Annotated in this window: 8 protein-coding genes; all 8 read left to right on the top strand. The window is 58.9% G+C overall.

Translation table 11 applies throughout. The features are described from left to right. Positions 1 to 71 precede the first annotated feature (71 nt). The 8 genes from JAO77_RS10060 (at position 72) to sov (ending at position 17775) form a co-directional block, all read left to right on the top strand. Positions 72 to 1592: a lipopolysaccharide biosynthesis protein gene (locus tag JAO77_RS10060; RefSeq protein ID WP_198990217.1), complete on the top strand. Its 1521-nt coding sequence runs from the start codon at positions 72 to 74 to the stop codon at positions 1590 to 1592. 473 nt (positions 1593 to 2065) lie between these two features. Further along, entirely contained in the window at positions 2066 to 2416 is a 351-nt protein-coding gene (locus tag JAO77_RS24540; RefSeq protein WP_198990216.1) for a twin-arginine translocase TatA/TatE family subunit, read from the top strand. 46 nt (positions 2417 to 2462) lie between these two features. Then, on the top strand, positions 2463 to 2912 hold the full coding sequence (locus JAO77_RS24535) for a Sec-independent protein translocase subunit TatA/TatB (RefSeq protein ID WP_198990215.1): 450 nt from the start codon (positions 2463 to 2465) through the stop codon (positions 2910 to 2912). 3 nt (positions 2913 to 2915) lie between these two features. After that, a complete protein-coding gene (gene gatA / locus JAO77_RS10045; protein ID WP_198990214.1) occupies positions 2916 to 4352 on the top strand; it encodes an Asp-tRNA(Asn)/Glu-tRNA(Gln) amidotransferase subunit GatA in 1437 nt (478 codons plus the stop codon). Positions 4353 to 4495: 143 nt separating this feature from the next. Beyond that, the gene (locus JAO77_RS10040; RefSeq protein WP_198990213.1) at positions 4496 to 6787 is read left to right on the top strand and encodes a LysM peptidoglycan-binding domain-containing protein; all 2292 of its coding nucleotides are present in this window, start codon (positions 4496 to 4498) and stop codon (positions 6785 to 6787) included. Positions 6788 to 6866: 79 nt separating this feature from the next. Further along, positions 6867 to 9137 (top strand): NADP-dependent malic enzyme, encoded by a 2271-nt coding sequence (locus tag JAO77_RS10035; protein WP_198990212.1) that lies wholly within the window; start codon positions 6867 to 6869, stop codon positions 9135 to 9137. A gap of 197 nt (positions 9138 to 9334) precedes the next feature. Further along, positions 9335 to 9940, top strand: coding sequence for a Holliday junction branch migration protein RuvA (gene ruvA, locus JAO77_RS10030; RefSeq protein ID WP_198990211.1), 606 nt, complete (start codon positions 9335 to 9337; stop codon positions 9938 to 9940). Positions 9941 to 10071: 131 nt separating this feature from the next. Then, on the top strand, positions 10072 to 17775 hold the full coding sequence (gene sov / locus JAO77_RS10025; RefSeq protein WP_235998341.1) for a T9SS outer membrane translocon Sov/SprA: 7704 nt from the start codon (positions 10072 to 10074) through the stop codon (positions 17773 to 17775). The last annotated feature ends 96 nt before the right edge of the window (positions 17776 to 17871 follow it).

Raw genomic sequence — 17871 nt, 5'->3', positions numbered from 1 at the left:
TTGCCTATTTGAGGCAGTTGACTGCTTTCTATGCAGTTACCTAGCCTGGTGGGTAATCTACGCGTTAGCGAATGAGTATTGCGAAAAAGCTGGCCTCCCAAACGGCCATTTACGGGGTTAGTAGCATAGTGGGGCGGGTGCTGAGCTACTTGCTGGTGCCCATCTACACGGCTCACTTTGCAGCGGCTGAGTATGGCATCGTCACTGGGCTCTACGCCTACGTGTCCTTCCTGAACGTAGTCTTCACCTACGGGCTTGAAACCACGTTTTTTCGCTTTGCCAACCGCTCCGGCCAAGACCGCCGCGAGCTATACAACCGCACGCTGAGCCTGCTACTGCTCAGTAGCGTGTTACTTACGCTGCTACTGGCATTGCTGGCTCGCCCCTTACTAGGGCTGCTCGACTTACCACCCGGACACGAAGAATACGCTCGTTGGGTAGCGCTCATCTTAGGATTTGATGCAATAGCGGCCCTGCCTTTTGCACGGCTGCGGCTTGAGAACAAGGCGCGCAAGTTTGCCGCTATCCGCTTGACCAACATTTTATTATATGTTGGACTCAATCTATTTTTCGTGGTGCTGTGTCCCTACGTAATGCAGAGTGCTTCGACCAGCTGGCTAGCCGGACTCCGGCCGCTCGTAGCAGCGGTGTATAATCCTAATCTAGGGGTAGGGTACGTGTTTCTATCCAACCTCGCCGCTTCGGCCCTGACGCTAGTGCTACTGGGGCGCGAGCTTCTGGATTTTCGCTTTCGCTGGCCCGACTTATCATTCTTGCGGCCGCTACTAGCCTACGCGCTTCCCCTCATGCTGATGGGCCTAGCCGGCATGGTCAATGAAACGCTCGACCGTATTTTGCTGCCGCGCTGGCTACCCGAAAACTTTTACCCGGGCCTAAGCCGGCTGGGCGCCGTGGGCGTATATGGGGCCTGCTATAAGCTCAGCATCTTCATGTCGCTTGTTATCCAAGCCTTTCGCTACGCAGCTGAGCCCTTCTTTTTCTCCCAAAGCACCGAGAAAAACTCGCCGGCCACGTTTGCGCTGGTTCTCAAGTGGTTTACCCTGTGCTGCGCGTTTATCTTTGTGGGTATTAGCTTAAACCTGAGCTGGATAGGTCCGCTATTTCTGCGGCGCCCAGTTTACCTGACGGGCCTCGATGTGGTGCCTATTCTCTTGCTCGCCAACCTTTTCCTAGGTGTTTACTACAACCTTTCGGTGTGGTTTAAGCTGACCGATAAGACCTATTTTGGCACCTATATTGGGGCCGCCGGCGCGGTACTGACTATCGCGCTCAACTTTGTGCTAATCCCGGTGCTGGGCTATACTGGTAGCGCCTGGGCCACACTAGCGTGCTACTTCCTGATGGCGGCGCTGTGCTGGTGGCTGGGCGAGCGGCATTTTCCGGTGCCCTACCCGGTGGGTCGGCTACTATTGTGGCTGCTTGGCGCCGTGGGCCTAGTAGTAGCAGGGCAAGCTAGCATCGGCGTGCTGCCATGGCCCGCACACTATGCAGTGGGGTTACTATTGCCGCTGCTCTTTTTAGGACTAGTGTATTTGGTGGAAGGCCGACAGTTGCGGCGTGCGCGCGGCTGACCTATGAGAAGATAGGTCTAAAAAAAACACCGGGCACAACCCGGTGTCTTTCTGAGCTATGAAAACAAACTTAGCCAACTTCCCTTTCCCGAATCGGCCAAAAGGTCGATTACAGTATCAGGTTGCTAACCGATACAAAGTTGGCAGTTTTGAGTGACATATGCGCAGTACTGCTGAATCTTTTCGCTGAATTCATCCTTCTAATCTGCGAACAGATGGAATGTGCATGCTAACGTTCAATTAATTATTTACTTGGAATAATCTAGTAATCTTTTTCCCCAGGTGGCTTTCCTTAATACCATTAGGAGCATAGCCTATGTGGCGGGCTGGCGCACTACTATTACTGAGTGCCGGGCAAAACCAACTAAACTGATACCTTTGTAGCAGTCCAGTAGCACGGCTTTTATCGTATACTGGCTTCTATCTTTTCTCTTCGTTTTTCCACTCGCTACGGCTGCTTAGCCCCCTTGCTCATGCTAGTTCTCACCCTGCTGTTCATCAGCAATCCGAAGACCATCATTTTTATCATCTTTGTGCTGGTGCTGTTCTTCGGTGCTAAGCGCATTCCCGAGCTGTTCCGGGGCATTGGCCAGGGCGTGCGCGAGTTTAAGGATGCCAACAATGAGCCGCAGCGCCCCAACTACCAAGCGCCCACGGCCCCCCAGCCCCCCTATGGCCAGCCGCAGCAATACGCTGGCCAGCCCCAGCAGCCCTATGCGCAGCCGCACCAGCCTTACACGCAGCAGCAGCCCGGCTACGGCCAACAGGCGCCTGGCCAGGTGCCGCCGGCCGCTCCGTACAACCCAAACGGTCCGGCAGCCTAGTTGCTAGCCAGCTTTTTTATTCTCTCGTCTTACCCCCTTCTTTCTTATGACTTCTACCCTGCTTTTCCTAGGTGATATCGGCGGCTCCGAATTGATTCTGATTATGGTCGTCATTCTTATATTCTTTGGTGCTAATAAAATTCCGGAGCTCGCGCGGGGCTTAGGTAAAGGCATCCGAGAATTTAAGGACGCCAGCAGCGAGATTCGCAATGAGTTTGAGAATGCCGGCCAGCAGCGTCCGAACCAGTATTCCAACCAGTATCCGCCGCAGCAGCAGGCGCCCTACCAGCAGCCTTACGACCCCTCGCAGCCGCAGTATGGCCATGTGCCCCCCACGCAGCCGTCGGGCTATGAGCCCGTGCACCCGGTGTATAATGCCGCGAATGACGTAAATTCGCCCGCCGCAGCTCCTGCCCCGCACGCACACGACACGCCCCTGCCGGGCAGCGTGCCCGGTAACAAGCCGCGCCTCGACCAGCCTTCACCTGACGCATAAGATTTGAAACCTCTGTTTTCTTCCCTTTCGGAAATCCAGCGCGAGCTGGCGGCGGACACTACGTCCTGCCGCCAGCTCGTTGAGTATTACCTCGATAACATCGCCCAGCGCAATGCCGAGCTGAATATTTTTCTGGAAGTGTGGGCCGACGAAGCTCGCCAGCAAGCCGCCGCCGTGGACGAAAAGCTGGCCCTAGGCACAGCCGGCCGCCTAGCCGGCATGGTCATTGGCCTCAAGGATGTGCTGGCTTACCAAGGCCACTCGCTGCAAAGCAGCAGCCGCATTCTCGACGGGTTTAAGTCGCTCTTCACCGGCACGGCCGTGCAGCGGCTGCTCGACGAGGATGCCATTTTTATCGGTCGCCAGAACTGCGACGAGTTCGCCATGGGTGGCTCGAACGAGAACTCGGCTTTTGGCCCCGCGCGCAATGCCCAGGACCCTAGCCGCGTGCCCGGTGGCTCGTCGGGTGCCTCGGCCGTAGCGGTGCAGGCCGATATGTGCCTGGCTTCCATTGGTTCAGATACGGGTGGCTCGGTGCGCCAGCCCGCTGCTTTTTGCGGCGTAGTTGGGCTGAAGCCGACCTACTCACGCATCTCGCGCTACGGGCTGGTAGCTTTTGCCTCGTCATTTGACCAGATTGGCCCTATCACCCATTCGGTAGAGGATGCCGCGCGTCTGCTTGAGGTAATGGCCGGCCCTGATGGCATGGACAGCACGGCTAGCCAGCAACCGGTGCCCGCCTACAGCGCCTTGCTCGAGCCCCTCCCCCACTACCGCATTGGCTATTTAAAAGAAGCTATCGACCGGCCAGGCTTGCAGCCTGAGGTGCACGATGCGCTAGAAAGCACCCTAGGCGCGCTGCGCAGCCAGGGCCACGTAGTAGAAGCCGTGGACTTCCCGTACCTCGACGAGATGATTCCGACCTACTACATCCTGACCACGGCCGAGGCTAGCTCTAACCTCTCGCGCTTCGATGGCGTGAAGTACGGCTACCGGGCGCCCGACGCCACGGACCTGGAATCGCTGTACAAGAAAACGCGGGCGCAGGGCTTTGGGCCCGAGGTGCAGCGGCGCATCATGCTCGGCACCTTTGTGCTCAGCGCTAGCTACTACGATGCGTACTACACCAAGGCGCAGCGCGTGCGGCGGCTCATCAAGGAAAAAACTGACGAATTACTGCGCCAGTACGACTTCCTGGTACTGCCTACCACGCCTACTACGGCCTTCAAAATTGGCGAGAAGCAGGACCCCGTATCGATGTACCTAGCTGATATTTTTACAGTGCAGGCGTCGCTGTCGGGCGTGCCCGCCATCTCCATTCCGGCTGGGCAAGACGCCGAAGGGCTGCCCATCGGCTTGCAGGTTCTGAGTGGCGCGTTCCGGGAAGCTGAGTTGCTGGCTTTTGCCAATGAACTAACCGCCGTAACGGCCGCTAGCTAGCTTACTTTCTCTTAGGTACTCTTTACGGAGTGCCCAACCTTAAAATGACTGACTGCGTAGCGGGATGCTGCGCAGTCAGTCATTTTTTTAGCAAGGTTTGCTAACGGTTAGGCTGTTCAGAACTTGTATTTTACCTTAGCCTAATGAAAGTATCGCACCAAGTACCCGCGTCGGCCAATCGCCCTGCTTTGCGGGGTCGTTTGACAGGTCGGTTACTCGTGTGGGCCCTGGCCTTGGGCGCGCTGCCGGCAGCTGCCCAGCGGGTGCCCCGCCCCCAGCAGGCCGCGCCGCTGGATACTGTTCGACAACTAGTTGACCTGCCCGCCGCTACTATCGATTCGCTGGCCGCCGAGCCATTAGTCGAGCCCCAGGTAGATTCGGCCCGCCTAGCTTGGCTGCAAACGCCAACTACGCTGCAAGAGCTAGTAGGCGACCGCATGAGCTGCTTCGAAACAGCCGCGCCGCACCAGTTCAACAACGCGGTGATGGCCTATGTGCGGCTTTTTACAGAGCGGCAGCGTGGCTATACCCAGCGCGTGCTAGAGCGCCGAGACTTTTATTTCCCAATTTTTGAGAAGTACCTAGCCAAGTATAACCTACCCGACGAGTTGAAGTATTTGTCGGTAGTAGAGTCTGCCCTGATACCTACGGCCAAGTCGCAGGTAGGTGCCGTGGGCCTGTGGCAGTTTATGCCGCCCACCGCCGGCGACCTGCGCCTCAAGCGTGACGAATGGGTAGATGAGCGTATGCACCCCGAAAAAGCCACGGAAGCGGCTTGCAAGTACCTGCGTGACCTCTACCGCATGTTTCACGATTGGGAACTAGTGCTGGCAGCTTATAACTGGGGGGCTGGCAATGTGCAGCGGGTAATCCGCAAGACTGGCAAGCGTAACTTTTGGGATATGTACCCGCACATGCCCGCCGAAACGCGCAACTACGTGCCCACCTTCACGGCCATCATGTACGCCATGACATACGCCAAGGAGCACGACTTGCACAGCCCAGCCTTGCGCTACCAGCACTACGAGCAGCTTGACACCCTAACGCTGCATGGGCAGGCGCTTGACCTGCGCCGCCTCAGCCGGGCCTTGGGCTATGACGACTCGCTGGCGCTGGCCCGCTACAATCCCGAGCTGCGCCGCGCTAGCCTGCCGGCTGGCTACCGGCCCTACGTGCTGCGGTTTCCGACGGCAGCCCGCGAGCACCTAGGTGATGTAGACCGCCCTACACTGCTGGCTTATTGCCAGCCCGCAGCCGAGCTGCCGCGGCCACTATCGCCGCTATTTGTTCGGCTGGCGGGCGTGGAGCCTTGGCAGACCAACACACAATTAGCCCGCACTACATCTGAAGAGACCGCGCCGCGCTTCCGGCGGCTCACGCATACCCTGCACCGCGGGCAAACCCTGGCCACTGTGGCTGAGAAATATCACGTAAGCCCGGCCCAACTGCGCAAGTGGAACGGCCTACGCAAAGAACAGCCATTGAAGCCCGGCCGCCAGCTGCTAGTGCTGGTGCCCGCCCCAGCACCCACGGCCCCAGCGGCCAGTCAAGCCATCCTAGCCGCGGCAGCACCGCCCCCCGTAACGGTGGCCACGCTACGCCGCGCTGCTCCTACCGACAGCACGGCGCTGCTGCTAGCCGCTGCCAATGCGCGCTACGCCCGCCAGGCCCAGGAGCGCGCCGCCCGCGAGATAGCCCAAGCTCAGGAATTGGCTCGCGTGAAAAAACAATTGGCAGCCCGAGCTGAGGCTCAGCGGCGCCTATCCATTGCGCAGGCGGCCGCCGCAGCCAAAGCCACCGCCGCCACGCGTCTAGGTATGCCCACCGACTCGGCGGCCACCGAAGCCACTGCCACTGTGGCACTAGTACAGCAGCCTACACGTATTACCAAGCGCCGCGAAACGCGGGTCATCTCTCCGCAGCCAGAACTCGCTGCCAACTCAGATGCGGCCCTAGCCTCAGAAGAGGCTGTGGCTATGCCTCGGACCAACCGCGCCGCACTGGCCGAAGCACGCCTCACTGGCCGGACGCAGGCCGACAGCCGCCGACCTAGGGAAGAAAAAACCGAAGCAGTTACTGTCCTCTATACTGTGCGGCCGGGCGATAATCTCACCAAGCTGGCCCAGGCCCAAGGCGTCAGCATCGAGCAGCTGAAAGCCTGGAATAAGCTAACTACCGAAAGCGTGATGGCAGGGCAGCAATTGCGCCTAGCTGCGCCCGCCGACGCTACCTCCCTGCCGGTGGTGGCGCAGGCGCCGCGCCGCGCCAAGCACAGCCTGGCTACCCCTGCGCTGGAAACGCACACCGTGCAGCCCGGCGATACGCTATTCAGCATCGCCAAGCGCTTTGGGCTGACGCTAGCTCAGCTAAAACGCCTCAATCACTTGGCCACCGACCAGGTAAAACCGGGCCAAAAGCTGGTAGTGGGCGGGTAGCGCCCGCCGAATAAAGTGTAATTTTGCCGAACGGCCGCGATTGGTTCGCGGCCGTTTCTGTTTGGTCTAACTTCCCACCATGCTCAAAATCAATCCGCAAGACGCGCTCGCCTACCACGAGCTTAGCCCCCAGGGCAAAATCGAGGTAGTACCCACCAAGCCCGTGAGCACCCAGCTCGACCTAGCGCTGGCCTACTCGCCGGGCGTAGCCGAACCCTGCAAGGAAATCGCCAAAAATCCTGACGATGTATACAAGTACACCGCCAAAGGCAACCTAGTGGCGGTTATCTCTAACGGCACGGCCGTGCTCGGCCTAGGTAACATTGGGCCGGCAGCGTCGAAGCCCGTGATGGAAGGCAAAGGCGTACTGTTCAAGAAGTTTGCGGGTATTGATTGCTTTGATATTGAGATTGACGCGCAAGACCCCGACGAGTTTATACGCATCGTGAAGGCCCTGGAGCCCACGTTTGGCGGCATCAACCTGGAGGATATCAAGGCGCCGGAGTGCTTCCGCATCGAAACCGAGCTGCGGGAGAAAATGAACATTCCGCTGATGCACGACGACCAGCATGGCACAGCCATCATCACGTCGGCGGCCCTGCTGAACGCGCTGGAAATCGTGGGCAAGAAGATAGACGAGATTCAGCTGGTGGTGAGCGGCGCGGGGGCAGCGGCAGTTTCGTGTCTGCGTCTATATCTAGAGCTGGGTGTGAAGCTCGAAAACGTGGTTGTCTTTGACAAAGACGGCATTATTAATCCCGGCCGCACCAACTTGGCCGACATGCAGATGCGCTTTGCCACGCACCGGCCCATCAGCACAATGGCTGAGGCGCTGCAAGGGGCCGACGTGTTCCTAGGTCTGTCTGCGGCCAACGTGCTGCCGCCCGAGCTGCTGCTGACGATGGCCGACAACCCCATCGTGTTCGCGCTGGCTAACCCCGACCCCGAAATTGGCTACGACCTAGCCATGAGCACTCGGCCCGACCTGATTATGGCCACGGGCCGCTCGGACCACCCCAACCAGGTAAACAACGTGTTGGGTTTTCCCTACATTTTCCGGGGAGCCTTGGACGTGCGCGCTACCGAAATCAACGAGGCGATGAAGCTAGCGGCCGTGCATGCCCTGGCCGAGCTGAGCAAGGAGCCGGTGCCCGACATGGTGAACAAAGCCTATGGCGATAACACGCTGGCTTTCGGCCGCGCCTACCTCATTCCGAAGCCCCTCGACCCGCGCCTTATCACTACGCTGTCTCCGGCCGTGGCCAAGGCGGCTATGGAAAGCGGCGTAGCCCGCCGCGACATCACCGATTGGCAGGCCTACGAAGACGAGCTGCGCGCTCGCCTAGGGGTCAACCAGAAGCTGATGAACCGCATTACGTCGGCAGCCCGCTCAGGGCCGCGCCGCGTGGTATTTGCCGAGGCTGACAACTACAAGATTATCAAGGCAGCGCAGATTGTGCGCGACGAGAACATCGCCCACCCCATTTTGCTGGGGCCGCTCGACCGTATTCAGGCCATTGCTCACGAGAACAATATTGACCTGGAAGGCTGCGAAATCATTGATATTCTGCAGGAAGAAGCCACGCGCCACGAGTACGCCGAGCTATTTTACCAGAAGCGCCAGCGCCGGGGCATCACGCTCTACGAGGGCAAGCGCCTGATGCGCGAGCGCAACTACTACGCTGCCATGATGGTCGAAACCGGCGCAGCAGATGCCTGCATCACTGGCTTTACCAAAGACTATGGCAAAAGCATTGTGCCGGCGCTGCAAGTAATCGGGCCGGCCGAGGGCGTGAGCCGGGTGGCCTCGATGTACATCATCCAAAACCGCCGCGGGCCGTTCTTCTTCGCTGACACCACGGTGAACATCAACCCTACCGCTGAGGAGCTCGTGGGCATCATTGGTCTAACGGCGCGGGCCGTGCGGTTTTTTGACACCGAGCCCCGCGTGGCGGCCATCTCGTACTCCAACTTTGGCTCGAACTCGGGTGTGCTGCCCGACAAGATGCGCACCGCCACAGCCCTGGCCAAAGAGCGTTATCCCGACTTGCTCATCGATGGCGAAATGCAAGCTAACGTAGCTCTCAATCCTGAGCTGCTGCGCGAGCAGTACGGCTTCTCGCCGCTGGCCGAGCGCGGCGCCAACACGCTGATTTTCCCGAACGTAGAATCGGGTAACATTGCCTACAAAGTGCTGCAGGAAATTGGCGGTGCCGAGGTAATCGGGCCTATTCTGATGGGCATGCGCAAGCCCGTACACATTCTGCAGCTTGGCGCTAGTGTGCGCGAGATTGTGAACATGACGGCCATTGCGGTGGCCGATGCCCAGCGTGGCGGTAAGGCCTTGTAGGCCAGCCGTAGACAACCCCGTTTTACTATTTTATTAAGGCGGCCCGAAAGCAGACAGCTTGCTTTCGGGCCGCCTTGCTAGTATTTGGTCGCCTAGGGCTTATTTTTGATAGTACAAAGCCAAGAACCGCTTGCCAGGCCATACTTAGGCGTGGCGGGCAACTTTCCCTCGGCGGTCCGCCGCCAGTATTCTCTGCTATGATAGCCTACCTAGACGGTAAACTTGCCTACAAAGACCCCACCCAAGCCATCATTGACGCTGGCGGCGTGGGCTACGAAGTTAAAATTTCGCTGGCTACTTACTCCAAGCTGCCGGCTGAAGACGAGAAAGTGAAGGTCTATACCTACCAGCACATCAAGGAGGATGGGCAGACGCTCTACGGCTTTCTCGACCCCAACGAGAAGGCGCTGTTTCTGCACCTCATTTCGGTGTCGGGTATCGGGCCGGGTACGGGCATCATCATGGTGAGCAGCATGGGCGTGGGCGAGATTCGCCAGGCCATCGTGAATGAGGACGTGCGCGCCATTCAAAGTATCAAGGGCGTAGGGCCCAAAACGGCGCAGCGCGTGATACTGGACCTACGCGACAAGCTGCGCAAAGACGAGCTCCTAGCCAAGGCTGGCGTAGACACCGTGCCGCTGGCCCGCCAGCACAATACCCAGCGCCAAGAAGCGTTGCAAGCCTTGGTGATGCTGGGGTTTGCCCGGGCGGCCGCTGAGAAGACGCTCGACCAGATTCAGCACAAGCACGGCAACGACTTGAGCGTGGAAGAGCTAATCAAATTTGCCCTGAAATCGCACTAAGTCAGCGGCCCGGCAGCTACTAGTATCCCAAGCCTAGGTAGTAGCAACAACTGCTACCTAGGTTGTTAGCTTTATATACTTAAACCCGGCGACACCTACCTAGGTAGGGCAGGCCGAACCCTTGTATCTGCTTGAAGTCTCTACTATCTGCTGGTTATAAATTACTTACGCCTGCCACCATCCTGACGACCACACTGGTCTCGTCGGTGTTTATGGCAGCGGCGTGGGCGGGCTCGGCCGGGGCGGCGGGGCACTCGCGCGTAGCAGTTGGGGTGTTTACGTGGGCGGGCCAGCTAGGGTTGCCTATGCAGGGCTTGCCCACTCAAACTGTACCGGCCGACACTGGCCGCTACCGCCCCAGTCGGCGGCCGCGGGTGCGTACCCAGGACCGGCCGGGCAGTCGCTTCTCGCCGCAGCGGCGGCGCTCGCCGCTGGTGCTGCCCCTGCCCAAGAGCGTGCAAGTGAAGGTGACGCCCGACGACAGCCTGAAGCGCTACGACGTGCGCGAAACCGTAGGCACCGACATCGACTACCGCGACCCTACCGAAATCACGCGCGAGGAGCTACTGCGGTTTCAGGAGCGGCAGGCCATCAACGACTACTACCGCCTGCGCAGCCAGGGCGGCGTGGCGGGCACCGGGGCTCAGCCCGGCTCAGCCCAGGCCCAGCGGCTGATTCCGAAGATTGACATCGGGCCGGTAGCCGACCGCATTTTTGGCGGGCGCTATATCGACATTAGGCCAGCGGGTTCGCTCACGCTCAAGGCCGGCGCGCGCTTCAACACCAACCGCAACCCGGCCCTGACCCTACGCCAGCAGAGCGTAGGCGACTTCATATTTGAGCAGAACATGAACTTGAATTTGAGCGGTACGGTCGGTACCAAGCTCAAGCTCACGTTCAACTACGATACCAAGGCGGCGTTCGACTTCGACAACCAGATGAAGTTCGACTACGTGGGGCAGCCCACCGACATCTTGCGCAAACTGGACCTAGGTAACGTAAGCATGCCCCTGAACAACTCGCTGATAACGGGTGGCTCTAACTTGTTCGGTATCAAGACCCAGCTGCAATTTGGGCGCCTGGGCGTGACGGCGGTGGCGGCCACGCTGCGCGGCTCGGCCGACGAGGTGCGGGTGCAAAACGGTGCCCAAAGCCGCACCTACGAGCTGAAAGCCAGCCAGTATGAGCGCGACCGACACTTCTTTCTGGCCCAGTACTTCCGCGACCAGTACGACCAGAACCTGCGTGGCTTGCCCACGGTGCAGAGCGGTATCACCATCACCCGCCTCGAGGTGTATGTGACCAACGACAACCGCACTACCGACAACCTGCGCAACGTGGTGGCCCTCATGGACCTAGGCGAGCCCCGGCGCGACCGTACGCTGCGCTCGCAGTTCTTCAACCAGACTGTGGGGGGGGCGCCCTTTGCTCGCAACCCCGGCAACTCGCTGTATAATGCGCTGCTGAATGGTGGCGCGGCTGCCCGCGACAATCTGAACGTGGAGCAGTACCTAGGTAGCCTGCCCACCCCGCAGGGCACGGTAGCGCTGATTAAAAACCTCGACTACGAGCGGGTACGCGCCCGCAAGCTGGCCCCCAGCGAGTACACTTTCAATCCGCAGCTCGGCTATATTAACCTCAATACTGCCCTGCTGCCCGACCAAGTGCTGGGCGTCAGCTACTCGTACATCTACAACGGCACTACCTACACGGTGGGCGAAACGATAAACGAGTACAGCAACGTAGCGCAGGACCAGGTAATCTTCCTGAAACTGCTGAAGGCGACCAACCCTGGTGTGGGCACCGTAGCCTACGATGACAGGAGCCTCAATTTCAACCAGTTCAACCCGAACTTACGCACCCGCAACACGCCAGCCTGGGATTTGATGATGAAAAACATCTATTCCCTGAACGCCTCGCAACTCAACCGCGACAACTTTAACCTTCAGATTATTTACAAGGACGACGCCACCGGCGTAGACTTGATTTCGCTGAAGGAAGGCGCGCGCATTCAGAATACGCCGCTGATACAGGTGCTGGGGCTAGACCGGGTGAATGCCAACAACGACCGCAACGCCGACGGCAACTTTGACTTTTTCCCGGGCATCACCATTGACCCGGAGCTAGGGAAGATAATATTCCCTAGCGTGCAGCCGTTTGGTTCCTACCTGCGGGCGCAGTTCGACACGGCTAATACCAATGCTACGATAGCGGCCTCCGAGCGGGCGCTGGTGCAGAAGTATGTGTACCAAGCGCTTTATACCCAAACGCAGAGCGACGCACAGCAGCAACAGGTAAAAGACAAATTTTTCCTACGTGGGCGCTTTCAGGGTGCGGCGGGCTCCGACGAAATCAGCCTGCCCGGCATTGGGGTGGCGCAGGGCTCGGTGAAGGTGTACTCGGGTAGCACGCTGCTGACCGAGGGCGTGGACTACCAGGTGTTCTATGACCAGGCTAAAGTCAAGGTCCTCAACCCTGCCTACCTGAGCGCGGCCAACGAGCTGCGGGTAGCCTTTGAGAAAAACGCCCTAGTGCAGGTGCAGCCGCGTAAGCTGGTGGGCACCCGCCTCGACTACGCCGCCAACAAGGACGCCCTGTTTGGCTTCACGGCCATGCACATCCTGGAAAACCAGGCCCCCGGCATCAACCGCGTGAATATCGGCGACGAGCCGGCCAACAATACCATGCTGGGCGGCGACGTGAGCTTCCGCAAAGACAGCCGGGTGCTGACCAAGCTGGTGGATATGCTGCCCATTGTGTCGACCAAGGAGATTTCGACAGTGGCTTTTACGGGTGAAGTGGCCAAGCTCATTGCTGGCCGGGCCCAACTGGGGCGCGGCGAAAACGGCGTGAGCTACATCGACGACTTCGAGAATGCCCGCACGCCTTATACCCTAGGGGGCCTGGCATCGGTGCCGGCCTGGCGCCTGGCCGCCACGCCCGCGCCCATTCTGGGCTCGGCTACTGGGCTGGCCAGTAATTACCAGCGTGGCAAGCTAGCCTGGTACACCATCGACCAGAGCTACTACACCGGTGGCAACGGCACATCGGGTATTGCGGCGGCCACGCTCAGCAACTTCTACACCCGGGGCATACCTCGCAATGAGATATTTCCTAATAAGGACCTAGGGGCTACCGGCAACGGCTACGAGTACAGCTTCGACTTAGCCTACTACCCTAGCGAGCGCGGCCCTTATAACTTCTCGACCGGACTTGACGCCGGAGACCGTACTGGCCGCCGCTTTGCCAACACCACACCAGCTGCCAACGCTAGCCGCTTCGGCGGCATTTCGCGGGGTATTACGTTTGACACAGATTTCGATAACGCTAACATTGAATACCTAGAATTCTGGATGCTGGACCCCTTCGCAAAGGCCAGCAACCGGGAACTTACCCGGATAGATGACCCGGCTTCTAGCACGCCCTATTATGCAGATACAAACCCCGGTGGCCGGTTTATTCTGAACCTAGGCAACGTGAGTGAAGATGCGCTGAAAGACGGCAACCGCCACGAGTTTGAGAATGGCCTGCCTACCCCAGCCGACCCTGACCCAGCCCAAAATACAGAACCTACCGCCTGGGGCCGCGTGACTACGCAGCAGTTCTTGACTGATGCGTTCAATGCTGCAGCGGGCGCCCGTGCTCTGCAAGATGTGGGCCTCGATGGCTTCGGCAACGTCGATGAAAAGGTTTTTTGGAATGGCAAGCCGGGAGGTTTTGACGCGTTTGATGACCCGGCGGCCGACGACTTCCGCCACCACCTTGACCCGTTCTATACCCAGAACAACGTCCAGCTCCTAGGTCGCTACAAAGACTACGACAACTACGAAGGCAACTCGCCTGAGAACTCGCAGCTCAGCTCCACGGCCTATCCCGACAAAGAAGACCTGAACCGCGACAACGTGGTGCAAGACTCGGAGCAGTATTACGAGTACAGCATGGAATTGCGTCCAGGCAGGCTCAACATCGGGGAAAACTACATTATTGACAAAGTAGAAGCCCCCGTCACCAACACTACGGGAACAATTACGGGCGAAACGGTGACGTACTATCAGTTTCGCATTCCAGTGCGCGAGTACACCGGCATTCAAGGCAACCGGGGGGCGAATGATTTCAAAAACATTCGCTTCATGCGCATGTACCTCACCGGCTGGCAGCAGCCGGTGGTGCTGCGCATGGTGCAACCGCAGTTCGTGGCCAACCAGTGGCGCCGCTTCCTGAGCCGCATTTCCGACCCCAGTGTCGGCTTGACTTCGCAGATAACCGATGCGCGGGCGTTCAACGTGTCGACGGTAAGCGTAGAGGAAAACGGCTTGACCACGGCTGCCAGCAGCGGCGCTATTCCCTATGTGCAGCCGCCCGGCATCACGCGTGACATTGAGTATGGTTCGTCATCGGTATCGCGCCAGCAAAACGAGCAGAGCTTGCGCCTGTGCGTAGAAGAGCTACGCGATGGCTATGGCAAAGCGGCTTACAAAAACATCAGCATCAACATGCTGCGCTACAAGCGCTTGCGCATGTACCTCCACGCCGACTCGCAGGACCCCAACACGCTGAGCAGCATGCAGGAAGGCGACAGTGTGCGGGCTTTCCTACGCATCGGTACCGACTACACCCAGAACTACTACGAGTACTCGCTGCCCCTGACATTCACGACGGCCGGCCAAACGGCTCAGACCGACGTGTGGCCCGAAAGCAACAACGTAGACATCGCCTTTCAGGATTTTATCGACGCTAAGGCCGAGCGCAACCAGCGTGGCTGGCCGCTTACGCTGCCTTATATAAAGAAAGTGCTGCTACCTAGTGGCAAAACGGCCTACATTACCATCCTAGGCAACCCTGATTTTTCGGCGGTGCAAGGCTGCATGATAGGCGTGCTTAACCCCGTGAAGGCCGGCAACACTAGCTCAAAAACCTTCTGCTTGTGGGCCGATGAGTTTCGGGTCTTTGACTTTGAAAACCAAGGTGGCTGGGCCGCCAACGCCCGCCTGAATGTGAAGCTGGCCGACCTGGCTAATATCACGGCTACGGGGTCGTTTGTGGGCGTGGGCTTCGGCGGCCTGCAAGACAAGGCTCAGGCCCGCTCGACCAACGATATCGTGCGCGGCGACCTCAACGCTACGGTGGCGGTTGATAAGTTTTTGCCGCCCGCTCTGCGCCTGAAGGTGCCCGTGCTGGTGCAGGCCAGCACGCAGGTCAGCACCCCGCAGTATGACCCCCTCGACCCCGATACCAAGCTCGAGCAAAGCCTGCTCAAGTTTCAGACCGCTGAGGCCAAGGCCGAGTATAAGCAGCTAGTAGTAGACCGCACCACCAGCCGCAGCATCTCGGTGCTGAATGTGCGCAAGGAGCGTGCCCCCTCCCAAACCAAGGTGCGCCCCTGGGACATTGAGAACGTGGCCGTGAGCTACGCCATTACCGAGCGCACCCACTCCGACATTAACACTCAGCGCGACTACTCGCGCTCGTACACGGCGGCGCTGGCCTACATCTACCAAACCACGCCGCGCAGCTTCACGCCGCTGAGCACTATCAAGGCGCTGGACAATCCTTATCTCAAGATTTTTAAGGAAGTCAACTTCACGCCGCTGCCCAGTCGCTTCTCGTTCCGCACCGACCTTGACCGGCGTTACAACGAGCGCTTCTTGCAGCGTGTGCTGGAGCCGGGCACGCTGCCCACCACGGGCGGCATTCCGGGGGTGTTCTATAAGTCGTTTTACATCAATAGGGTGTATGACCTGCGCTGGGATATCACCAAGGCGCTGGCCATCGACTACACCGCTAATAACCGCGGCGTCATTGACGAAGGCATCGGCCGCTCTATCGGCGACAGCCCCGAGGCGCGCGCCAACCGCGAGCAGCAGTGGAAAAACCTGCTACGCGGCGGCCGCACCACCAACTTCGACCAAACCATCTCGGCTACCTACCGCCTGCCGCTCGATAAGTTTCCGCTTACCGACTGGCTCTCGGCCGATGTGCGCTACTCGGCGCACTACACCTGGCAGGCCGCCTCTACCGCCCTGCGTGCCCGCACCCCTACCCCTATGCGCTTCGCTGATGGCACAATAGACCCGACCGATACTGCTACTGTAGCCATCAACCTAGGCAACACGGTGCAGAACAACGCTGAGTTTACGGCCAATGGCAAGATTGACCTGGTGAAGCTGTACAACAAAGTGCGGTTTTTGAACATCATCAATAATGCCCAGCCAGCCCCACGCCCCCGGCCGGCCCAGCCGGTGGCGGGCGCACCAGTGCCACCTGGCCGCCCCCAGCAGCCAGTTGCCCCCGACACGGCCCGCAAAGACCCGTTGCGCTTCGTGAAGGCCGCCCTGCGCGCCATCATGACCGCCCGCAGTATCAACTTTACCTATGCTCACTCTAATGGCACGCTGCTGCCAGGTTACCTACCTAGGACGCGCTTCTTCGGCCTTACCGATGGCAGCTTCGATGGCTTGGCGCCGGGCATTCCCTTCATTCTTGGTCAGCAATACAGCTTGAGTTCGCTCTACCAGGAAGCTGTCAGTAAGGGTTGGTATACGCAGTCGAGCCAATACTTGAACACAGCTTACAGCGCGTTGCTGACCGATAATGTGGCAGTCCGCACTGCCCTAGAGCCCTTCCGTGGCTTTAACATCCAGCTTGATGCTCGCTGGCAGCGCACCAAAAATGATGAGTCATACTACCGTAATGCAATAGACACGTCAGCAATCGCCTATAAAGAAGTTGGCTACCTCCAGCCTTTTAGTGATTTCAGACAGGCTCCCGTCCAAGCACTAGGCACAGGCTCATTCAGCGCCACTACTATCACCATCCAAACGTTTTTTGGTGACCTAGGCGCCAACGGCGAAACTAGTAAGGCCTTCGACCGCTTCGTGGCCAACCGTGCGGCCGTGCAAGCCAAGTTGCAGGCGGCTAACCCGGCCAGGCCCGCGGTTGGTACCACTACCGGTCTCTACAGCCTCAATTCGCAGGATGTGTTGATTCAGAGCTTCCTGGATGCCTACCACGGCAAATCGTCGGATGGCTACGAGGCTAAGCGTTTCAATCCCTTTGGCATGTTCCCACTACCCAACTGGCGCCTCGAGTACAACACCTTCGCTGAGCTACCGGGCATGCGCGACTTGTTTCGTTCGTTCACTATCAACCACTTGTATTCGTCGGTGTATACCCTAGGTAGCTACACCACTACTACCAGCTACAGCCGCCAGCCCGATTTTGGACCCAACGCATTGGTGCCCCTTGTTGTCAATAGCACTGGTCAGTACGTGCCGTACTACGTGGTGGGACAGGTCAGCTTCCTCGAAAGCCTGGCCCCGCTGGCCGGCATCAACTTTCAGACTGTTAACAATATAACCGGCCGCTTGCAGTACGCTACCAGCCGCGCCGTGGCCTTGAACACCACCAATGCCCAAGTAACCGAGGTGCACGCCACCGACCTCACCATTGGCATTGGCTATGCGGCCACTGGCTTGCGGCTGCCCTTCCGGGTGGGCGGCGAGCAGCGCGTGCTCAAAAACAACTTACAGGCTCGCCTCGACCTGAGCATTCGTGACAACACGACTATTCAGCGCAGCATTCTGAACTCAGTAGACCCCATTCCAGCCGTGCTAGGCGGCGCAGCCGCCGTACAAGGCGACGTAGGTATTCCAACCTCGCAGATTACCAATGGTGCTCTCACGGTGCAGCTGCGTCCCACTGTCGACTACCTGCTCAATGCCCGCCTCAACCTCCAGTTCTATTTCACCCAAACTATTACGCAGCCCCGCGTGAGCAATGCCTTCCGCAACGCCACCACCGAAGGCGGCTTGCAGCTGCGCTACAGCTTGCAATAGCCGCGGTGTAAACGCGTAAAGTGGCCGTTGCTCAATTTTTCAACAAGGGCTACTGCCCGCGGCGGCGTACTTTTGCCGCACCTCTTCTTTACTCAT

The organism is Hymenobacter sp. BT559, assembly GCF_016427535.1.
GTDB lineage: Bacteria > Bacteroidota > Bacteroidia > Cytophagales > Hymenobacteraceae > Hymenobacter.
The sequence above is the reverse complement of the archived record's forward strand: the minus strand, read 5'-3'. Positions and strand labels throughout refer to the sequence as shown.

Excerpts from the sequence above, each read along its gene's own strand:
- JAO77_RS10060 (WP_198990217.1), top strand. The coding sequence starts at position 72 with ATGAGTATTGCGAAAAAGCTGGCCTCCCAAACGGCCATTTACGGGGTT.
- JAO77_RS24540 (WP_198990216.1), top strand. The coding sequence starts at position 2,066 with ATGCTAGTTCTCACCCTGCTGTTCATCAGCAATCCGAAGACCATCATT.
- JAO77_RS24535 (WP_198990215.1), top strand. The coding sequence starts at position 2,463 with ATGACTTCTACCCTGCTTTTCCTAGGTGATATCGGCGGCTCCGAATTG.
- JAO77_RS10040 (WP_198990213.1), top strand. The coding sequence starts at position 4,496 with ATGAAAGTATCGCACCAAGTACCCGCGTCGGCCAATCGCCCTGCTTTG.
- JAO77_RS10035 (WP_198990212.1), top strand. The coding sequence starts at position 6,867 with ATGCTCAAAATCAATCCGCAAGACGCGCTCGCCTACCACGAGCTTAGC.
- ruvA (WP_198990211.1), top strand. The coding sequence starts at position 9,335 with ATGATAGCCTACCTAGACGGTAAACTTGCCTACAAAGACCCCACCCAA.